The 15,140-nt window shown below is 66.6% G+C and carries 15 protein-coding genes; all 15 read left to right on the top strand.

Features of this window, described 5'->3' with window-relative positions; all coding sequences use genetic code 11:
• The first annotated feature begins 387 nt into the window (after positions 1 to 387).
• The 15 genes from ACTIFV_RS10090 (at position 388) to ACTIFV_RS10020 (ending at position 15,094) form a co-directional block, all read left to right on the top strand.
• Positions 388 to 1,488: an ArdC-like ssDNA-binding domain-containing protein gene (locus tag ACTIFV_RS10090; protein WP_439592649.1), complete on the top strand. Its 1,101-nt coding sequence runs from the start codon at positions 388 to 390 to the stop codon at positions 1,486 to 1,488.
• The gene (locus ACTIFV_RS10085; RefSeq protein WP_439592648.1) at positions 1,488 to 2,375 is read left to right on the top strand and encodes a bifunctional DNA primase/polymerase; all 888 of its coding nucleotides are present in this window, start codon (positions 1,488 to 1,490) and stop codon (positions 2,373 to 2,375) included. The genes ACTIFV_RS10090 and ACTIFV_RS10085 overlap by 1 nt, the downstream gene beginning before the upstream one ends.
• 38 nt (positions 2,376 to 2,413) lie before the next feature.
• On the top strand, positions 2,414 to 3,028 hold the full coding sequence (locus tag ACTIFV_RS10080; protein WP_439592647.1) for a DUF2637 domain-containing protein: 615 nt from the start codon (positions 2,414 to 2,416) through the stop codon (positions 3,026 to 3,028).
• Between the two features lie 423 nt (positions 3,029 to 3,451).
• Positions 3,452 to 4,351, top strand: a complete 900-nt coding sequence (locus ACTIFV_RS10075) for a hypothetical protein (RefSeq protein ID WP_439592646.1) — start codon at positions 3,452 to 3,454, stop codon at positions 4,349 to 4,351.
• Between the two features lie 14 nt (positions 4,352 to 4,365).
• A complete protein-coding gene (locus tag ACTIFV_RS10070) occupies positions 4,366 to 5,358 on the top strand; it encodes a ParB N-terminal domain-containing protein (protein ID WP_439592645.1) in 993 nt (330 codons plus the stop codon).
• Positions 5,358 to 6,038, top strand: a complete 681-nt coding sequence (locus ACTIFV_RS10065) for a hypothetical protein (RefSeq protein WP_439592644.1) — start codon at positions 5,358 to 5,360, stop codon at positions 6,036 to 6,038. Before ACTIFV_RS10070 ends, ACTIFV_RS10065 begins: the two co-directional genes overlap by 1 nt.
• 12 nt (positions 6,039 to 6,050) lie before the next feature.
• Complete coding sequence (locus tag ACTIFV_RS10060; protein WP_439592643.1) at positions 6,051 to 7,226, top strand: M23 family metallopeptidase; 1,176 nt, start codon at positions 6,051 to 6,053, stop codon at positions 7,224 to 7,226.
• 5 nt (positions 7,227 to 7,231) lie between these two features.
• Positions 7,232 to 7,498: a DUF6112 family protein gene (locus tag ACTIFV_RS10055; protein ID WP_439592697.1), complete on the top strand. Its 267-nt coding sequence runs from the start codon at positions 7,232 to 7,234 to the stop codon at positions 7,496 to 7,498.
• 98 nt (positions 7,499 to 7,596) lie between these two features.
• On the top strand, positions 7,597 to 7,866 hold the full coding sequence (locus ACTIFV_RS10050) for a DUF6112 family protein (protein WP_439592642.1): 270 nt from the start codon (positions 7,597 to 7,599) through the stop codon (positions 7,864 to 7,866).
• 33 nt (positions 7,867 to 7,899) lie between these two features.
• Positions 7,900 to 9,249, top strand: coding sequence for a conjugal transfer protein TrbL (locus ACTIFV_RS10045; protein ID WP_439592641.1), 1,350 nt, complete (start codon positions 7,900 to 7,902; stop codon positions 9,247 to 9,249).
• Complete coding sequence (locus ACTIFV_RS10040) at positions 9,246 to 10,709, top strand: SCO6880 family protein (RefSeq protein WP_439592640.1); 1,464 nt, start codon at positions 9,246 to 9,248, stop codon at positions 10,707 to 10,709. The genes ACTIFV_RS10045 and ACTIFV_RS10040 overlap by 4 nt, the downstream gene beginning before the upstream one ends.
• Before the next feature lie 56 nt (positions 10,710 to 10,765).
• A complete protein-coding gene (locus tag ACTIFV_RS10035) occupies positions 10,766 to 11,248 on the top strand; it encodes a hypothetical protein (protein ID WP_439592639.1) in 483 nt (160 codons plus the stop codon).
• A gap of 20 nt (positions 11,249 to 11,268) precedes the next feature.
• The gene (locus ACTIFV_RS10030) at positions 11,269 to 12,738 is read left to right on the top strand and encodes an ATP-binding protein (protein WP_439592696.1); all 1,470 of its coding nucleotides are present in this window, start codon (positions 11,269 to 11,271) and stop codon (positions 12,736 to 12,738) included.
• Entirely contained in the window at positions 12,735 to 13,325 is a 591-nt protein-coding gene (locus ACTIFV_RS10025; protein ID WP_439592638.1) for a hypothetical protein, read from the top strand. The genes ACTIFV_RS10030 and ACTIFV_RS10025 overlap by 4 nt, the downstream gene beginning before the upstream one ends.
• Positions 13,322 to 15,094 (top strand): type IV secretory system conjugative DNA transfer family protein, encoded by a 1,773-nt coding sequence (locus ACTIFV_RS10020; RefSeq protein WP_439592637.1) that lies wholly within the window; start codon positions 13,322 to 13,324, stop codon positions 15,092 to 15,094. The genes ACTIFV_RS10025 and ACTIFV_RS10020 overlap by 4 nt, the downstream gene beginning before the upstream one ends.
• The last annotated feature ends 46 nt before the right edge of the window (positions 15,095 to 15,140 follow it).

The following is a 15,140-nucleotide window of genomic DNA, read 5'->3' as shown; positions in this document are numbered from 1 at the left end:
ACCCTTCCCCTCGGGTGAGGCAAGGCTTGTCGTTTCGGAGCGCCCCTCGACGGGCGTTGAGAATGCTTAATGTACCCGTTGGTCATGCTCAAATCAACCGTTGCGCATGATCAATGTCGGTGCTAGAAACAACTCCTAAGCAATTTGAGCATGCTCAAAGAGGAGGTCATCGCCCAGGACGGATCAGCGGAGTTGCCGGCACTCCACCCCCACACAGCCCGCGCGCTGGCGCGCCGGAATTTCATGAGGGCGCGCGCTAGAGCCCGAGCAGTTATACGACCGTCTCGGGTCGGTCGTTCGCGCGCTCGCCCGTCGGCTCCGGTGAGATGGCGCGTACCTCCCACAGGAAGCCGCTGCGTCGGCTGATCAGAAGGAGGTGCGCACACCATGACTAACGAACACCCCGCCGTCGGTGCCACTGAGGCGAAGCTTGAACGGCTGCACGCTCAGCTGGCGGATGCTGTGGCCAAGCTCGTGACGAGCGATGACTGGGTGCGAGCTCTTGAGTTCACCGCGCGATTCCGCTCTCGTTCGTTCAACAACACCATGCTCATCTGGATGCAACACCTCGCTGCGTTCGAGCAGGGCAGAGTGGCTGAGCCCACGCCGACGTACGTCGCCGGGTTCAGGCAGTGGCTCTCGCTGGGAAGGTCCGTTGACCGCGGCCAGACCGGCTACATGATCTTTGCGCCTGTCGACGCTCGGTTCGCTTCGCCCACCCCGCAGGTCGTCGAGTCATGGCGTCGTCTTGCGCCTCGCGAGGTCCCGAGAGGCGACGACGAAGTGCGCACGCGACTGGTCGGCGTGCGGCCTGCATACGTGTGGGATGCCTCGCAGACGAGCGGTGCCCCGATCCCCCACGTGCCCACTCCACAGTTGCTCGCCGGAGAGGCGCCACAGGGTCTCTGGGATGGTCTTGCATCCCTAGTACACGAACACGGATACACAACGCGCATTGTTGGGAGCGATCGCGATATCGGCGGGGCCAACGGCATGACTGACTACCTCACTCGGAGCGTTGCCGTTCGGGGTGACATGGACCCCGCGGCGCGCACGAAGACGTTGGCGCACGAGCTGGCGCACGTGATGCTGCACGGCCCCGACAACGCGGATGCCGCACTCCATCGCGGGATCGGGGAGGTCGAAGCGGAGTCCGTTGCTCTGATGATCGGAGCGGCCCACGGCCTCGACACATCGGGCTACACGATCCCGTATGTGGCGACCTGGGCAACATCCGTTGATGGAAAGACGCCGGTGGAAGTCGTGCAAGCCACTGGTGAGCGAGTGAGGACGGCAGCCGTCGCGATCCTCAAGGGACTGCCGACGATGCAAGTCGGCTCGGGCGACCCGCCGGGTCTGACGAGGGAATCGCGGCGGGGTGCACTTCAGCCTCTCGTTGCTGGCCCGGTGGAAGAGTTCGATGATGTCCGCTTTACGAGGGGTCGGCGCTCCTTCGCCCAATCCGCTATCTCGGCAAGGGATCTGTGATGGACACCGTCGCCCTGTTCGCCGGAATGATCGGCCTCTCGCCGCGGGAGGGAGCCTCTCGATTCGCTGCGGCAGGAGTCCCGATCTTCCCCTGCAAGCCATCGGAGAAGCGGCCACTCACAGAGCACGGGTTCCACGACGCGACCTCTGACGGCAGCCAGATCACCCGATGGTGGTCTCGATGGCCAGAAGCGAACATTGGCATGCCGACCGGGCGGGCTTCCGCCGTCGAGGTCGTAGACATCGACGTGCACGGGCGGGTGCGCGGATTCGCTGCCTTCGAGCTCGCTCGCCGGGAAGGTCTCGTGGATCGCTGGCAGGCGCTGGTGAAGACCGCATCCGGTGGGATGCACGCCTACTACCCCGCAGACCCTGATCGCGTTCAGGCATCGTGGCAAGCCGCTAGCGCCGGCATCGACTTCCGGGGTGAGGGCGGCTACGTCATCGTGCCGCCGTCGCTGGTGCTGTTCGAAGGTAATCGGTCCGCGTATGAGCTGATCGGCGCTGGACGCGGGGACGCCGTGTCTATCGACGGATCGGCGCTTCGACAGTTCCTTGACCCGAGGCCGACCCCTGCTGCGACAATGCCCGCGGAGGCCCGCCACGTTGACGCGGAGCGTATCGCGGCCTGGATGGCCGCACGGGCTGAGGGCGAACGAAACAGCGCCCTGTACTGGGCCGCATGCCGGCTCGCGGAGAACGGGATCACCGATCAGAGCGCGCGCAATGTACTCGGACCCGCGGCGGAGCACGCGGGGCTGCATCAGGCTGAGATCCTGACGACCATCCGGTCTGCGTACCGAACGGTGGTGGGGCCGACGCCACCCTTTCGCATCAGTGGTGGCAGCTCAGCATCCCGCTCGCTCAGCGGGCAGGTGATCTCGTGATCCCCGGTGCTACGGACCCGCGGTCAGGACGGATTGCCGTGTGGACCGCGGTTCTCGGCACCGTCTTCATTGCTGTCGGCGCGTTCTGGTTGTCGTTCACCGCTCTCGCGGATCTCGCACGCCGGTCCGGCATTGCGCCGACCCAGGCGTGGGCGTGGCCGCTCATCGTGGACGGGATCATCGTTGTGGGAACCGTTGCCGTCGTCGCGCTCGCCGGACAGCGGGGTGCGTGGTATCCGTGGATGCTGCTCATGATCGGCGCTGCGGTATCGGTCACCGCAAACTCGATCCATGCCGTCGTCGCGGCCGATGCCAATGTTCTTCCCGTGCTTGCAGCGTCGGTTGCCGCAGTACCGCCGCTGGTGCTTCTCGCGATCACTCACCTGACGGTCGTTCTCACCCAGCGATTCCGGCTTCACGTTTCCTCCACAGCAGAGACGCCACGAGACCTGTCCACAGAAGTCGTTCCGATTCGCTCGCTGGTCGAGGTTCCGGAGAAGGGTGCCCGTAGAAGCGTTGCCGCGCTGATGCGTCAGCGCGGGATGTCGAACAAGGAGATTGCGAGCGCCACGGGAGTTCATCCGTCGACAGTCGGCCGGTGGTTCGCGGGGACGATCGGCACACCTGAGGTTCAGAAGGAGGTTACGTCATGAACGAATACGAGCGAGTCGAGCGACCCGGCCTGCCGCTTCGCTTGGACGCGTCCGAGCGTGAACGTGAACTCGTCGATAAGCGGTCACTCGAAGAGGTCTCCGAATTGGCGCGGCACGGCGATCCTTCGCTTGCGAGGCAGCCGCTGTCCCTATCCGGCGCTGAGCGGGTTCGAAGCGAGGTGGTCTGGATGCGCCCCACGGAACTCGTTCCTGCCGTCACCGGGCGCGTCGCGGGCCAGGGAATCGACCTCGAGTCCTCCCTCGCCCGGCGAGCGCGCGCTTTCCCGACGCAGGGGGTTGCGGCTACTCGCCGCGCAATCCGAGAACGGGCCCTTCACCTCCCCCCGGTGGAGGCGTTCGGAAACGGCCGCGCCGATCACGGGTCCGTCCGTCGTTCTGGAATCGGTCGGTAGCGAGGTTGCCATGTCGAGCCAGGGTTCCCGCTCAGCTGCCGCCGCATTGGTGCACTCGCAGCGCGTTGCGGACTCGTCCGAGTCGGCGAGCGTGCCCGCCGCGTTTGAGAGCTCCGAGGGGCTGCGCGAAGTGCTCAAACGCCTCGCCGCGCAGGACCACGGCGCCTGGCGTCGCGACGCCGAAGCCGCAGCGCTCATGGAGCATGTCGTTCGGCGTTACGCAAAGCTGGCGCGCAAGCACGGACTTGATCCATGGGATGCCGCGGCGGCCGCATTCGACGCAATGCGCTCGTCGGCGGTGCGCAATGCCGACGACCCCTGGGCGGTAGTCACTCGGGCCGTGCAGGTGACGCTGATCGCGGAGGAACGGGCAAACGGCCTGCTGTGCTCGGTCTACCAGGCGCGCCGACCCGAGTTCTCGTCGTTCCATGACCCCGAGCGATTCAGTGACCGAGAGAACCCCCTGAGCGACTATCACCCGGCACTTCGTGTGCAGTCGATCGAGGACGCGCCTGATGACGGCTGCTCATCTGACGGCGCCGGGATCGGTGAGGCAGTCGAGAATGCGATCGCCTTCATGACCCTGCTCGGCTGGCCGCGCACGCCCGCTCGTACCGCGATGGAGTACATCTGCGCCCGGCTCAGTGAGGTTCCCTCGCGCGCGACCGCCTGGGAATCGCTCCGGCGCGACGTTCACGGACGAACCCTCCTCGACCTGTCCTCCGCATCGTGGAACGGTTTGCTCCGCGCCGTCCTCGGCAACCCAGAACCGGAAGTCGCCCGGACGACGGCCGGTCGCGGCATCCTGCTCCGCCTGCTGATCGGTGAACCGCTGCGTTCTCTCCTGACGGATGATGACCTCGTCCTCGCGGTCAGTCTCGCCGCCCCCGCCGAGCGATCGAGGCGGTGACCGTGGGAACCAGAGTGGGCCACATCGAGCTCGAACGATCGATCGAATCGATCATCGTCGGGAAGCGGCACCGTACCGAATTCGGGGACATCGATGAGCTTGCCGAGTCGATCAACCGCGACGGCCTGCTACAGCCGGTCACCGTGACTCCGGAAGGCGTCCTGGTGTGCGGCGCTCGTCGGCTCGAAGCCCTGAAGCGGCTGGGTGAGAAGACGATCAAGGTGTGGGTGAGGTCCGGGATCTCGGATCGGCTCGCCGAGCTGTTGGCAGAGCAGGCAGAGAACGTCCTCCACAAGCCGCTCACGCCGACCGAAGCCGCAGCGCTCTACACCGAGTTGAAGGATCACATCGCCGACGACGCGACTCGCCGGCAGGCCGCGACGCGCTTCAGCCGTCCGGATGCTCGGGATGGAAGAGACGGCGGTGCCACCGTGGCACCACCGCAGTTCAAGTTCGGCAAGAGTCGCACACAGGCGGCGCAGTTGGTCACCGGCAAGGCGTCGTACACCACGCTGGAGCGGATCGCCGAACTGCAGCGCCTTGTCTCTGACCCAGGTGCAAACCCTGCCCTGCAGGAGAAGGCGACTGAAGAGCTCCGGTTGATCGACGAGGGCGGCAGTGTCGCGGCGTCACACGCGCGATTCCGACAGTTCCTTGATCCGGGGCCGCAGCAGCAGTTCGAGGACTTCGAAGCACCCGACGACTTCGAGCCGCCCGACGAACTCGAGCAGTTGGCGAATGCGGCTCTCGCACGAGTCAAGGAGGCCAAGCGCAAAGGCCGAACATCCAGGTCTCGTGCTGCTACCGCACATGTCTTTCCCGTCCGTGCGTTCGTGCGTGTGTGGGAGGACCTGGATCTCTGGTGGACCCATTTCGACGTCGCGGCTGTGGCTACTGAACTGACGGACGAGCAACTCGAGCAGTTCGAAGCGACGCTCGCTTCGACCGTGGAGTTCTTCGCGGCGCTCCGCAGCGCACGTTCGCAGCTAAGGCGGGAGATCGCGTGATGGCCGCCACCGTGCGTCCCGGGAGGCGCCTCATCGTTCTGCTATCGGTTGGTGTCGGTGTGATGGCAGCGCTGGTCGGCGTCGGGTTGTACGGCCTGATGTTGGCGCCGACGCCCAGCACGCCAACGACCTCGGTCGAGCCGACGGCCCCGACTGCCGCGACCGTCGATCCTGAACCGAGCGCCTCGAGCGCAACGCTTCCCCCGATCCGCTCGACATCGGATGCCGAGTCCTTCGCGCGTGACGCGGCTTTCGCGCTCATCAACTGGGACGCCGCCACCGACTTCGATCCAGCCGACTACGCACAGGTGATCGTCGACGCAGGGGATCCCTCTGGTACCGAGACTGCCGGGCTTGCGTCCGATGTCCGCACCTATCTGCCGACGACGGACGCGTGGTTGACGCTGCGCACCTACGGCACGCGCCAGTGGCTCACCATCGATGAGGCGTTCGTGCCGGCATCCTGGAGCGACGCGGTCGATCAAGCGGCACCTGGCCAACTACTCCCCGGAACCATCGCGTACACGATCACGGGAACACGCCATCGGGCCGGCATCGTGGGGACTCAGACCCAGGAGACGTCTCGACCGATCGCATTCACCCTGTTCATCGCGTGTGAGCCGAGTTTCGACGAGTGCCGCTTACTGCGGCTCTCTGAGGTGGACAATCCGCTCCGGTGACGGACGCCGAACATGAAGAAGCTCGTGGTCGCCCTCGCCGTCGCGGTTCTTACCCTGCCGTTCGCAGGATTGATCGCAGTCCCGCTCGTTCTCTCCCCCGCCGCGCTCGCTGCCTGCCAGACATCCGGCCCGCTCGTCGTCACCGACGTGCCGGAGAACGTGACCGCGATACGGAGCGACGGGGTGTCGGTGACGCTCGGGCACACACAACTCACCCGTGCCGCGACGATCATCACGGTTGGCAGCGGCATTGAAGGTGTCGGGCGGCAGGGGGTGCTGATCGGGCTGATGGCCGCGCTCACCGAGTCGACCCTACGGATGCTCGCGAACGCCGCCCATCCCGCATCACTCAGCATGCCCAACGACGGCGTCGGCAGCGACCACGACTCCCTCGGCCTGTTTCAGATGCGGCCGACCGCTGGTTGGGGCACTGTCGATGAGCTCATGAATCCTGAATACCAGGTGCGCGCATTCTTCGGCGGAGCGGAGGGACCCAACTTCCCCTCCCCCGCTGGGCTCCTCGACATCGCGGGCTGGCAGTCAGCTGATCCCGGCTCGGCTGCGCAAGCTGTCGAGCGCTCGGCCTTCCCCGACCGCTACCAGGATTATCAGCCCGTCGCGGAAGCCATCCTCGTCGCGCTGACCCGGCCGATCGCGTCGGTGACGGGAGGGGGCGCACCGCTCGATTCCGTTCCCGAAACAACCCGCATCGTCTTTCCCCTCCCGAGCGATACGTGGGTGCGGGCCAGCGGGTACGGCTCCCGCACGGACCCCATGACCGGCCAAACTGCGTTCCACGCGGGCACTGATTTCGCTGCTGTGGATGGCACACCCATCTTCGCGATCGCTGACGGGATCGTCAGCTGGGCAGGGCCGTATGGGGGTTACGGACAGCTGATCGTGATCGAGCACACTGTCAACGGGGAACGGGTGGCGTCAGCGTACGCGCACATGTGGGCGACCGGCGTACACGTGTCGGTTGGCGAGCGCGTCACCGCCGGTCAGCACATCGGCGACGTAGGGTCATCCGGCAAGTCCACGGGATCGCACCTGCACTTCGAGATCCGTCCCGGCGGAGCGTTCGAGCCGGCCATCGATGCAGACCCATGGCTCGCCGAGCATGCGGCCGAAGGATTGGATGCCGCGACCTCTGGCAGAACGGCTTGCGCGATAGGCGCACGAGCGTGACCGGAATGGACATCTTCCCGGATTTCGGTGCAGTTGGAGGTAGTGGTGACCTCCGCGCGATCGTTGGTGCGCTCCTGATGTACGTCCTGATTTTCGCGGTTCTCGCGATTCTCATTTGCGCCGTCACATGGGCGATCGCGTCGACGAGCGGGAACTACCAGTCGGCCATTCGAGCCCGTACCGGCCTTCTTGTTGCTGTCGGCGCAGCGGCACTTGCCGGCGCGGCGGTCGCCTGGATCAACTTCCTCATCGGGGTCGGCCAACAGCTTTAGCCAGAGTGCGTGCACGGACTGCGCGGGTCGACGGATCTCGGGGACGCCGCACGCACCTTGTACGCAGGTTCGTTTCTGCGCAGACAAGGAGCACGACCGTGATCGACATCGTTCCCAACGGGTCGGGACTTCCCGGCATCGAGCAACTCCGCGTCATCGTGGGCGCAGTGATGACAATCGGGCTCATTCTCGCCGTGCTCGCCCTCATCATCGCCGCTGTCGCGTGGGGGTATGGAGCCAACTCATCGAACCCCCATCTCGCCTCACGGGGCAAGCTCGGCGTTCTGGTGGCGTGCGGCGCGGCACTCATCTGCGGGGCGTCGGTCACGCTCGTGAACTTCTTCTGGGGTGTCGGCCAGTCCGTCTGAGCGAGACGCGGCCGATCGAGAGGAACGACGCGAGTGGGCGGGGTCTGCGATATCCCGGCGATCGCCGAGGTATGCCAGACCGTCGGGTCGGGTGTCACTTCGCTCGTTGCCGCGCCCTTCGATTGGCTCGCCCACACGCTCGCCGCAGCCGCCGCGTGGTTCTTCGAAGCCGTCTGGACGGTGTTCGACACCACCACCCTCGTCGACGTCACCGGTGACCAGTACACCCAGGTGTATAACCTGCTTTTCGGCGTCGCGCTGTTCGTCATGCTCGTGTTCTTCTGCCTGCAACTGATCACCGGATTGGCGCATCGCGATCCGACTGCGCTCTCCCGGGCTGCTGTAGGGCTCGGCAAGTCCGTGCTCGGATCGTTCGTCGCAATCGCGCTGACGGCGACGCTGCTGGAGGTCACGGATCAGCTGGCCATCGGGATCGTCCAGGCAACCGGAAACACGATGGAGGGAATGGGCGACAGAATCGCCCTGATGGCCGCAGGGCTGGTCGCGATCAACATCGCGAGCCCCGGCGTCGGCGCGATCATGACGATCTTCCTCGCAGGACTCGCGATCGCAGCCACCGCGATTGTGTGGTTCTCGCTCCTCATCCGCAAAGCCCTGCTCCTGGTGGCGATCGTGTTCGCGCCGATCGCACTGGCCGGATTCTCCTGGGATGCTACCCGCGGCTGGTTCGGCAAGTGGGTGGCGTTCGTTGTGGCCCTCGTGTTCTCCAAGCTCGTGCTCGTCGTCCTCTTCCTCGTCGCGATCAACCAGACCGCGGCGCCGATCGACCTTGATCTCGCCTCCATCAGCGATCCCGTGGCCGGAGTCGTACTCATGCTCGTCGCAGCCTTCGCGCCATACATGACCTACAAGTTCATCTCGTTCGTCGGCGTCGATATGTACCACGCGATGTCGACCGAACAGGAGGCTAAGGGAGCGCTGAATCGGCCCGTCCCGGTGCCGGTTACCCCCGCGACTGCGAAGTCTGCGAAGTCGATCCTCGACGGAGGTGGCACCTCGAGCGGGTCGGCGGCCCCGGTGGCAACGAGCGCCGCCGGCAGCGCCACCGGATCGGGTGCCGGCGCGGGAGCGTCCGGGGCAGCAGCGTCAGGCGCAGGAACTTCAGGAGCTGCGGCGGCCGCCGGCCCGGCCGCCGCAGTCATCGTCGGCGGTCAGATGGCTGGCAAGGCTGCCTCCGCCGGACCCAAGCTCGGCAACGCCACCGGATCAGCAGCCATGGGACATGCCGAGGGTGCCATTCCGGCAGACACACCACCGGCACCGACAGCCTCGCCGGCTGCCGGACAACCGATCCCACAGCCGCGCACACCGAACCCGCCCCCGCGACCGATCCCCACTCCGCGCGAAAGGACGACAGTATGACAGCGAACAACCCCCCGCGCGCGAACCAGCTGCACCCGGTTCAGTTCTCCCGTCTGTCCAAGCGAGGCGTGATGCTCGGCCTCTCCCTGGCACAGTTGGTGACGCTCGCCATCGGACTGATCGCGTTCACCAGCGCCGTGTACCTGGGCGGCGGCATCCTCTTCGGCCTCACCTCACCGATCTGGGTGACAAGCGTCGCTCTTGCCTTCGTCCCCGTGGGTGGTCGGAAGCTCATTGAATGGGTGCCGATCTCAACGCGCTGGGTGTGGCGAAGCGTCGGCGGCCAGCTGCAATTCCGTGCGGACTTGGTCAAGCCGCGCCCCGCGGGCACGCTCGCACTCCCCGGCGACGCCGCCGCGCTCCGAGAGTGGGTCGACCCCGAGACGGGCGCTGCCATGATCCAAGACCCTCACGCTCAGACGCTCACGGCGATCGCCGGCATCACGCATCCGGCTTTCATTCTTCTCGACAGCGGTGAACAGGAGCGTCGGGTGGCAGGCTGGGGGCGCGTGCTCGCGACGGTCTGCCGATCGGGCCGCATCGCGCGCGTGCAGATCTCCGAGCGCACTTTGCCCAGCTCCGGAAGCGGGCTCGCCGAATGGTGGGCCCGGCATGGTGTCGACGATGACTCTTGGCCCGCGGTCACCTACAAGGAGCTCATCGAGCGCGCCGGCCCTGCAGGCGAACGACACGAAACGACAATCGCCCTCGCGCTCGACATGCGCGCGGCGGCCCGCCAGATCCGCGCCGCCGGGGGTGGCATGAAAGGGGCCGCGAGCGTACTGCGTCAGGAGATGACCACGTTCGCGGCAGCACTGCGGGCAGCCGACCTAACGCCCACAGGCTGGCTGAGCCCAGGCGAGGTCGCGGTCGTGCTGCGCTCCGCATACGATCCCGCGGCCGCTCCCGCGCTCGAAAGACACGGGGACATCGGTCGATCACTCGCGACGGCCGGCCCCATCGCAGTCTCCGAAACCTGGGACCGGCTGCGTACCGACTCGGCCCACCACGCAGTTCTCTGGATCTCGGAGTGGCCGCGGTCGCAGGTGTACCCCGGCTTCCTCTCCCCCTTGCTGCTGACCTCGGGCATCCAACGCGCATTCACTCTGACGTGCACGCCTGTCCGTGCCGACCTCGCCGCGCGGGACATCAGGAGAAAGAAAGTGGGGCTTCTCTCGGATGCCGCGCAGCGGGCGAAGGTCGGGCAGATCGAGGATGCCGCGCGCACCGCCGAATACAACGACGTCGTGCAGCAAGAGTCAGACCTCACGGCTGGTCACGGCGTGTTGCGCTTCACCGGGCTCGTCGCAGTGTCGGCGCCGAGCGTCGACGAGCTGGATGCCGCAGTCGCGGCGATCGAGCAGGCCGCCGTGCAAGCTGCCTGCGAAACACGGAGGCTCGTGGGTCAGCAGGCGCAAGCGTTCACAGTCGCCGCGCTGCCCCTGTGCCGAACCGTATGACGCGCGGGGACGCCTCGCTCACCTGACTGAAGACTTCTGTTGCAAGGGGACATGCAATGCCTACATTCCAGGATCCTGTCGTCGATGGCGAGGAAGCGTGTCACGCATTGCGCGCTCTCGCGCACGCCACGCGCACATTCGATGACCCGGCACAGACGTACGAATTGGTCGGGGACCTGCTGGGCGGCCTGAGATCGCTCGAACAGGTGCTCGATCAGCTCGCGTTCGCGCACACCAGCTCGGACGCGATCGCCCGAACTGACGACGGCGACCACTGGGCCGGGGTCGAGGAAGCCCATGCAGCCGCCCTCGCGTTGCGCCGTGCGTCGACCCTTGTCGCTCGGGCCGGCCTGGCCCTGGATCGGGCATCTCAGCACTCAGGCCGAATTGCATGGGGCTCCTCCGCCGTCGCCGCGCCGGCGGTCTCGGAATCGCTCGCGCCCCGCGTCAATCCGAACGACTCGTTTCAGCGCCCTGGCCACTTCGCCTTCCAGGGGTCTGGTGCGAAAGTTCACCGCCGCAACGGGTTGTCGCTGTGAACGCGCAAGGGGGTGAGCGCATACACACCACAACGCTCGTGGACCCGGCAGGCGAACGCAGGAAGGAGCGTCGCGCCCGACGAAAGGCATCCCAGCGTCTCAGTGCCGCCACTCGCGCCGCCACCACCGCATCCGACCGTGCCGAGGCCGAAGCACAGCGCGCGGATCTACGCGCGACGGCCTACCTGCCCGCTTCCGGCGAGTCGCGCCCCACGGCGCTGCGAACCCCCGGCCGTCTGCGGATACCGCGCCACCAGGACACCAGTGCGACGCTCGCCGGAGCGTATCCGTTCCTCGCCGAAGGCGGGCTCGGCTCGCAAGGCGTCTTCGTCGGCCAGGACCTCTACTCAGGTGCGTCATTCGTTTACGACCCGTGGGTGCTCTACTCACGGGGGATGATCACCGCGCCGAACATCGTCCTGGCAGGCATAGTGGGCTCCGGCAAGTCGTCGCTCGTGAAGAGCCTCTACACGCGTTCGATCCCCTTCGGCCGTCGCGTCTACGTACCCGGCGACCCGAAGGGGGAACACACGGCCGTCGCCGAAGCCGTGGGCGGGCAGGCAATCGTGCTCGGGCATGGCATGGCGAACCGACTCAATCCGCTCGATGAAGGGCATCGTCCATCCGGCGTTTCCGACGAGAGCTGGGCCGGTCAGGTCGCCTCTCGTCGCCGCGACCTCATCGGCGCCCTGACCGAAACGGTGCTCGAACGACCACTCAGCCCGCTGGAGCACACCGCGATCGACCTCGCTCTTGCGGACACTGTCCGCTCATGCGAGACCCCCATCCTGCCGATGGTCGTAGAACGTATCCTCTCCCCGGACGCATCTCAGCAATCCGACCGACGCCTCGTCGAGGATGGCAGGGTCGTCGGGCACGCCCTGCGTCGGCTGGTCGCGGGAGATCTCGCCGGACTGTTTGACGGTCCCAGCACCGTCACATTCGACCCGAGCCTGCCGATGATCTCGCTCGACCTGTCACGCGTTGCCGAGAACACGACGCTCGTGTCCGTCCTCATGACCTGCTCCTCCGCTTGGATGGAGTCCGCGCTCCTCGACCCTCACGGTGGGCAGCGCTGGGTCATCTATGACGAGGCCTGGCGGCTCATGTCGCATCCAGCCCTCCTGCGACGGATGGATGCTCAGTGGCGGCTCGCCCGCCACTACGGAATCGCGAACCTGCTCGTCTTCCACAAGCTCTCCGACCTCGACAACGTCGGCGACCAGGGCTCCGCGATGCGCGCGATCGCCTCATCCCTCCTCGCCAACGCGGAGACGCGAATCATCTACCGGCAGGAAGCGGACCAACTCGGAGCGACTGCGACCGCGCTGGGCCTCACCGGTACCGAGCAGAGCCTCCTGCCCGGCTTGGCAACGGGCCAAGGTCTCTGGAGGATCAAGGACCGCAGCTTCGTGGTTCAGCACCAGTTGCACCCCGCGGAGCTCGCAGCATTCGACACCACGAGCCGGATGACGGAGGGCGTGAGATGACGACAGCGCACGCTGTTCGACGATCCACCGACGCGATCCGCGTGCCGGCGGTCCTTCCCGTGATCGCCATGACGATCTCGGCGGACGGCACGATGACCGTCGCCGTCGATGGGACGCCGTTCGAACCGCCTCGGTTCGGGCCACCCTGGGCCCGCGCTTCCTTTGCGGAAGTCATAGACAGGGTCCTGCTCGCTCATGGGTCGCCGGTGCGGATCGTGGTCTACGAGGCCGACGGCACTGTCTTCACCGACATCATCACCCGACCGCTGCAGGGATCGGTCGCCCTGACTGCACCGCCGCAGGTCCGGGACGGAGGGTCGAGAGCTCCGGCGGAGCCACGGGCCGCAACCGCAGCACTTATCGATGCTACGCCCTTGATCGAGCCGCCTCGCGTTGTCTACGGCGAAGAAGGCTTCCTCCCGGGCGAAGAGGTGGCCCTAGCGATCATCGTGCGTCACATCAAGGCTTCTGCGGACGGGTCCGCTCGAGCGTCGCTGGAACCGGGGCTCTGCCGCGTGACCGCCGATGGCGAGATTGTCCTCGTGGGGAGAATCTCCGGCACGTGTGTCTTCGGGATCGTCACATGACGGCTCCCCACGGTGTCGGTGTCTCCGGCTCCGACGGGCTGACCAACGTCGCGTTGCTCGCTCTCGGCGGGGCCTTTGCGATCGCCGGCATCCTGCGTCTGGGCGGCAATCTCGCCGCCTTCTTGTCGGGAGCTGAGCAGCCGACAGGTGGTCTGGCAGCGGGGCTCGGTGTCTTCGGCTCCCCCGCTGACCCGGGGGCGGCACTCGGATCTCCGGGGCTCAACGCCGTGGCGTACTGGGCTGTCGTCGTGGCGTTCGTGGCGCTGCTCATCGTTTCGGGGTGGTGGGTGTGGCGCGTCATCCGGAACCACACTCGTCACGCCAGGTCCGACCCGAACCGGATTGCTGGGATCGCGACGTCGGCCGACGTGCGCCGCGCTGCCTCCGATCGCTCGTTGCTGAAGCGCGCTGCCCACCTTCGCGCGTCCGTCGCGAAGCCGCGATCCGAGGACGTCGGTTATCTCGTGGGCGTGGCACGAGGAACGAAGGTGTGGACGTCGGTCGAGGATTCGATCCTCGTGATCGGCCCTCCCCGGTCAGGCAAGGGCGCCCACATCGTCATCAACGCGATCCTCGATGCACCTGGTGCCGTCGTTACGACCTCCACCAGGCCGGACAACCTCACGACCACCATTCGCTCGCGCATGAGACGTGGGCCCGTCGCCGTGTTCGATCCGCAACATCTTGCTCCGGGCGTACCGGCGGGCCTGCGGTGGTCGCCGGTACGCGGCTGCGAGCTCCCACTCACCGCGATGATTCGCGCCGCGGGACTCGCAGCCGGTACAGGCCTGTCGAGCGTTGGGGTGGAGAACGGCGGTTTCTGGGAGGGCAAGACCCGTACAGCCCTGCAGTCGCTGCTGCACGCCGCGGCGCTCGACGGCCGCTCACCTGGTGAGCTCTTTCGCTGGACGCTCGATCCGGCCGCGGCGAAGGATGCCGTCGCGGTCCTCACATCCAACCCGGCGGCCGCAACAGGATGGGCCGAGTCGCTTGAGGCGATGATCGACGCCGACCCCCGAACGCGTGACTCGATCTGGCAGGGCGTCTCCCTGGCGTTGGCGGCCCTGGCCGACCCTCGTGTTCTCGATGCCGTCAGCCCGAGCGAGGACGAGCAGTTCGATCCGGAGACCTTTCTCCGACGCAACGGCACCCTGTACCTGCTCGCGACGGGCGCTGGTGCCGGCGCTTCCTCCTCCCTGGTCGCCGCACTGGTCGAAGACCTCGTAGAGACAGCGAGGCGGGTTGCCGCGAGATCCCCCGGCGCGCGCCTCGACCCCCCGCTGCTTCTCGCGCTGGACGAAATAGGCAACCTCGCCCCTCTGCCGTCGCTGCCTGTCTTGATGGCCGAAGGCGGAGGCACCGGTGTCACCACGATGCCGGTGCTTCAGTCGCTTGCGCAGGCCCGTCAGCGGTGGGGCGACAACGCAGCCACGGCGATCTGGGACGCGAGTATCGCCAAGATCGTGCTCGGCGGCGCCTCAGGATCTCGAGACCTACAAGACATCGCCACCCTGATCGGCGACCGCGACGAGGTCACCGACTCGATCACGATCGGCGAACGCGGCATGCGCTCCAACCAGCGATCAACGCGCCGGGTCCCGATCATGCCCCCAGACGTCATTCGCACACTGCCGTACGGCACGGCCCTCCTACTGCTCAGGTCGGCGCCACCAATCGTCACGCGGATGCGCGAATGGACTGCCCGCCCTGATGCCGCAGAACTTCGAGCCGACCGTGTTCGCGTCGAAGAGCAACTGCGGAGGGGATAGGCGACGCACCTACCAGGTGATGGCCGACCTGCGGCCCTTTGGTAGG

Source organism: Microbacterium sp., from assembly GCF_051860965.1.
Lineage (GTDB): Bacteria > Actinomycetota > Actinomycetes > Actinomycetales > Microbacteriaceae > Microbacterium.
The sequence above is the reverse complement of the archived record's forward strand: the minus strand, read 5'-3'. Positions and strand labels throughout refer to the sequence as shown.

Bases quoted from the DNA above. Each gene is read 5' to 3' on its own strand.
- ACTIFV_RS10035 (WP_439592639.1), top strand. From the start codon at position 10,766: ATGCCTACATTCCAGGATCCTGTCGTCGATGGCGAGGAAGCGTGTCAC.
- ACTIFV_RS10090 (WP_439592649.1), top strand. From the start codon at position 388: ATGACTAACGAACACCCCGCCGTCGGTGCCACTGAGGCGAAGCTTGAA.
- ACTIFV_RS10075 (WP_439592646.1), top strand. From the start codon at position 3,452: ATGTCGAGCCAGGGTTCCCGCTCAGCTGCCGCCGCATTGGTGCACTCG.
- ACTIFV_RS10040 (WP_439592640.1), top strand. From the start codon at position 9,246: ATGACAGCGAACAACCCCCCGCGCGCGAACCAGCTGCACCCGGTTCAG.
- ACTIFV_RS10060 (WP_439592643.1), top strand. From the start codon at position 6,051: ATGAAGAAGCTCGTGGTCGCCCTCGCCGTCGCGGTTCTTACCCTGCCG.
- ACTIFV_RS10025 (WP_439592638.1), top strand. From the start codon at position 12,735: ATGACGACAGCGCACGCTGTTCGACGATCCACCGACGCGATCCGCGTG.
- ACTIFV_RS10065 (WP_439592644.1), top strand. From the start codon at position 5,358: ATGGCCGCCACCGTGCGTCCCGGGAGGCGCCTCATCGTTCTGCTATCG.
- ACTIFV_RS10085 (WP_439592648.1), top strand. From the start codon at position 1,488: ATGGACACCGTCGCCCTGTTCGCCGGAATGATCGGCCTCTCGCCGCGG.
- ACTIFV_RS10020 (WP_439592637.1), top strand. From the start codon at position 13,322: ATGACGGCTCCCCACGGTGTCGGTGTCTCCGGCTCCGACGGGCTGACC.
- ACTIFV_RS10055 (WP_439592697.1), top strand. From the start codon at position 7,232: ATGGACATCTTCCCGGATTTCGGTGCAGTTGGAGGTAGTGGTGACCTC.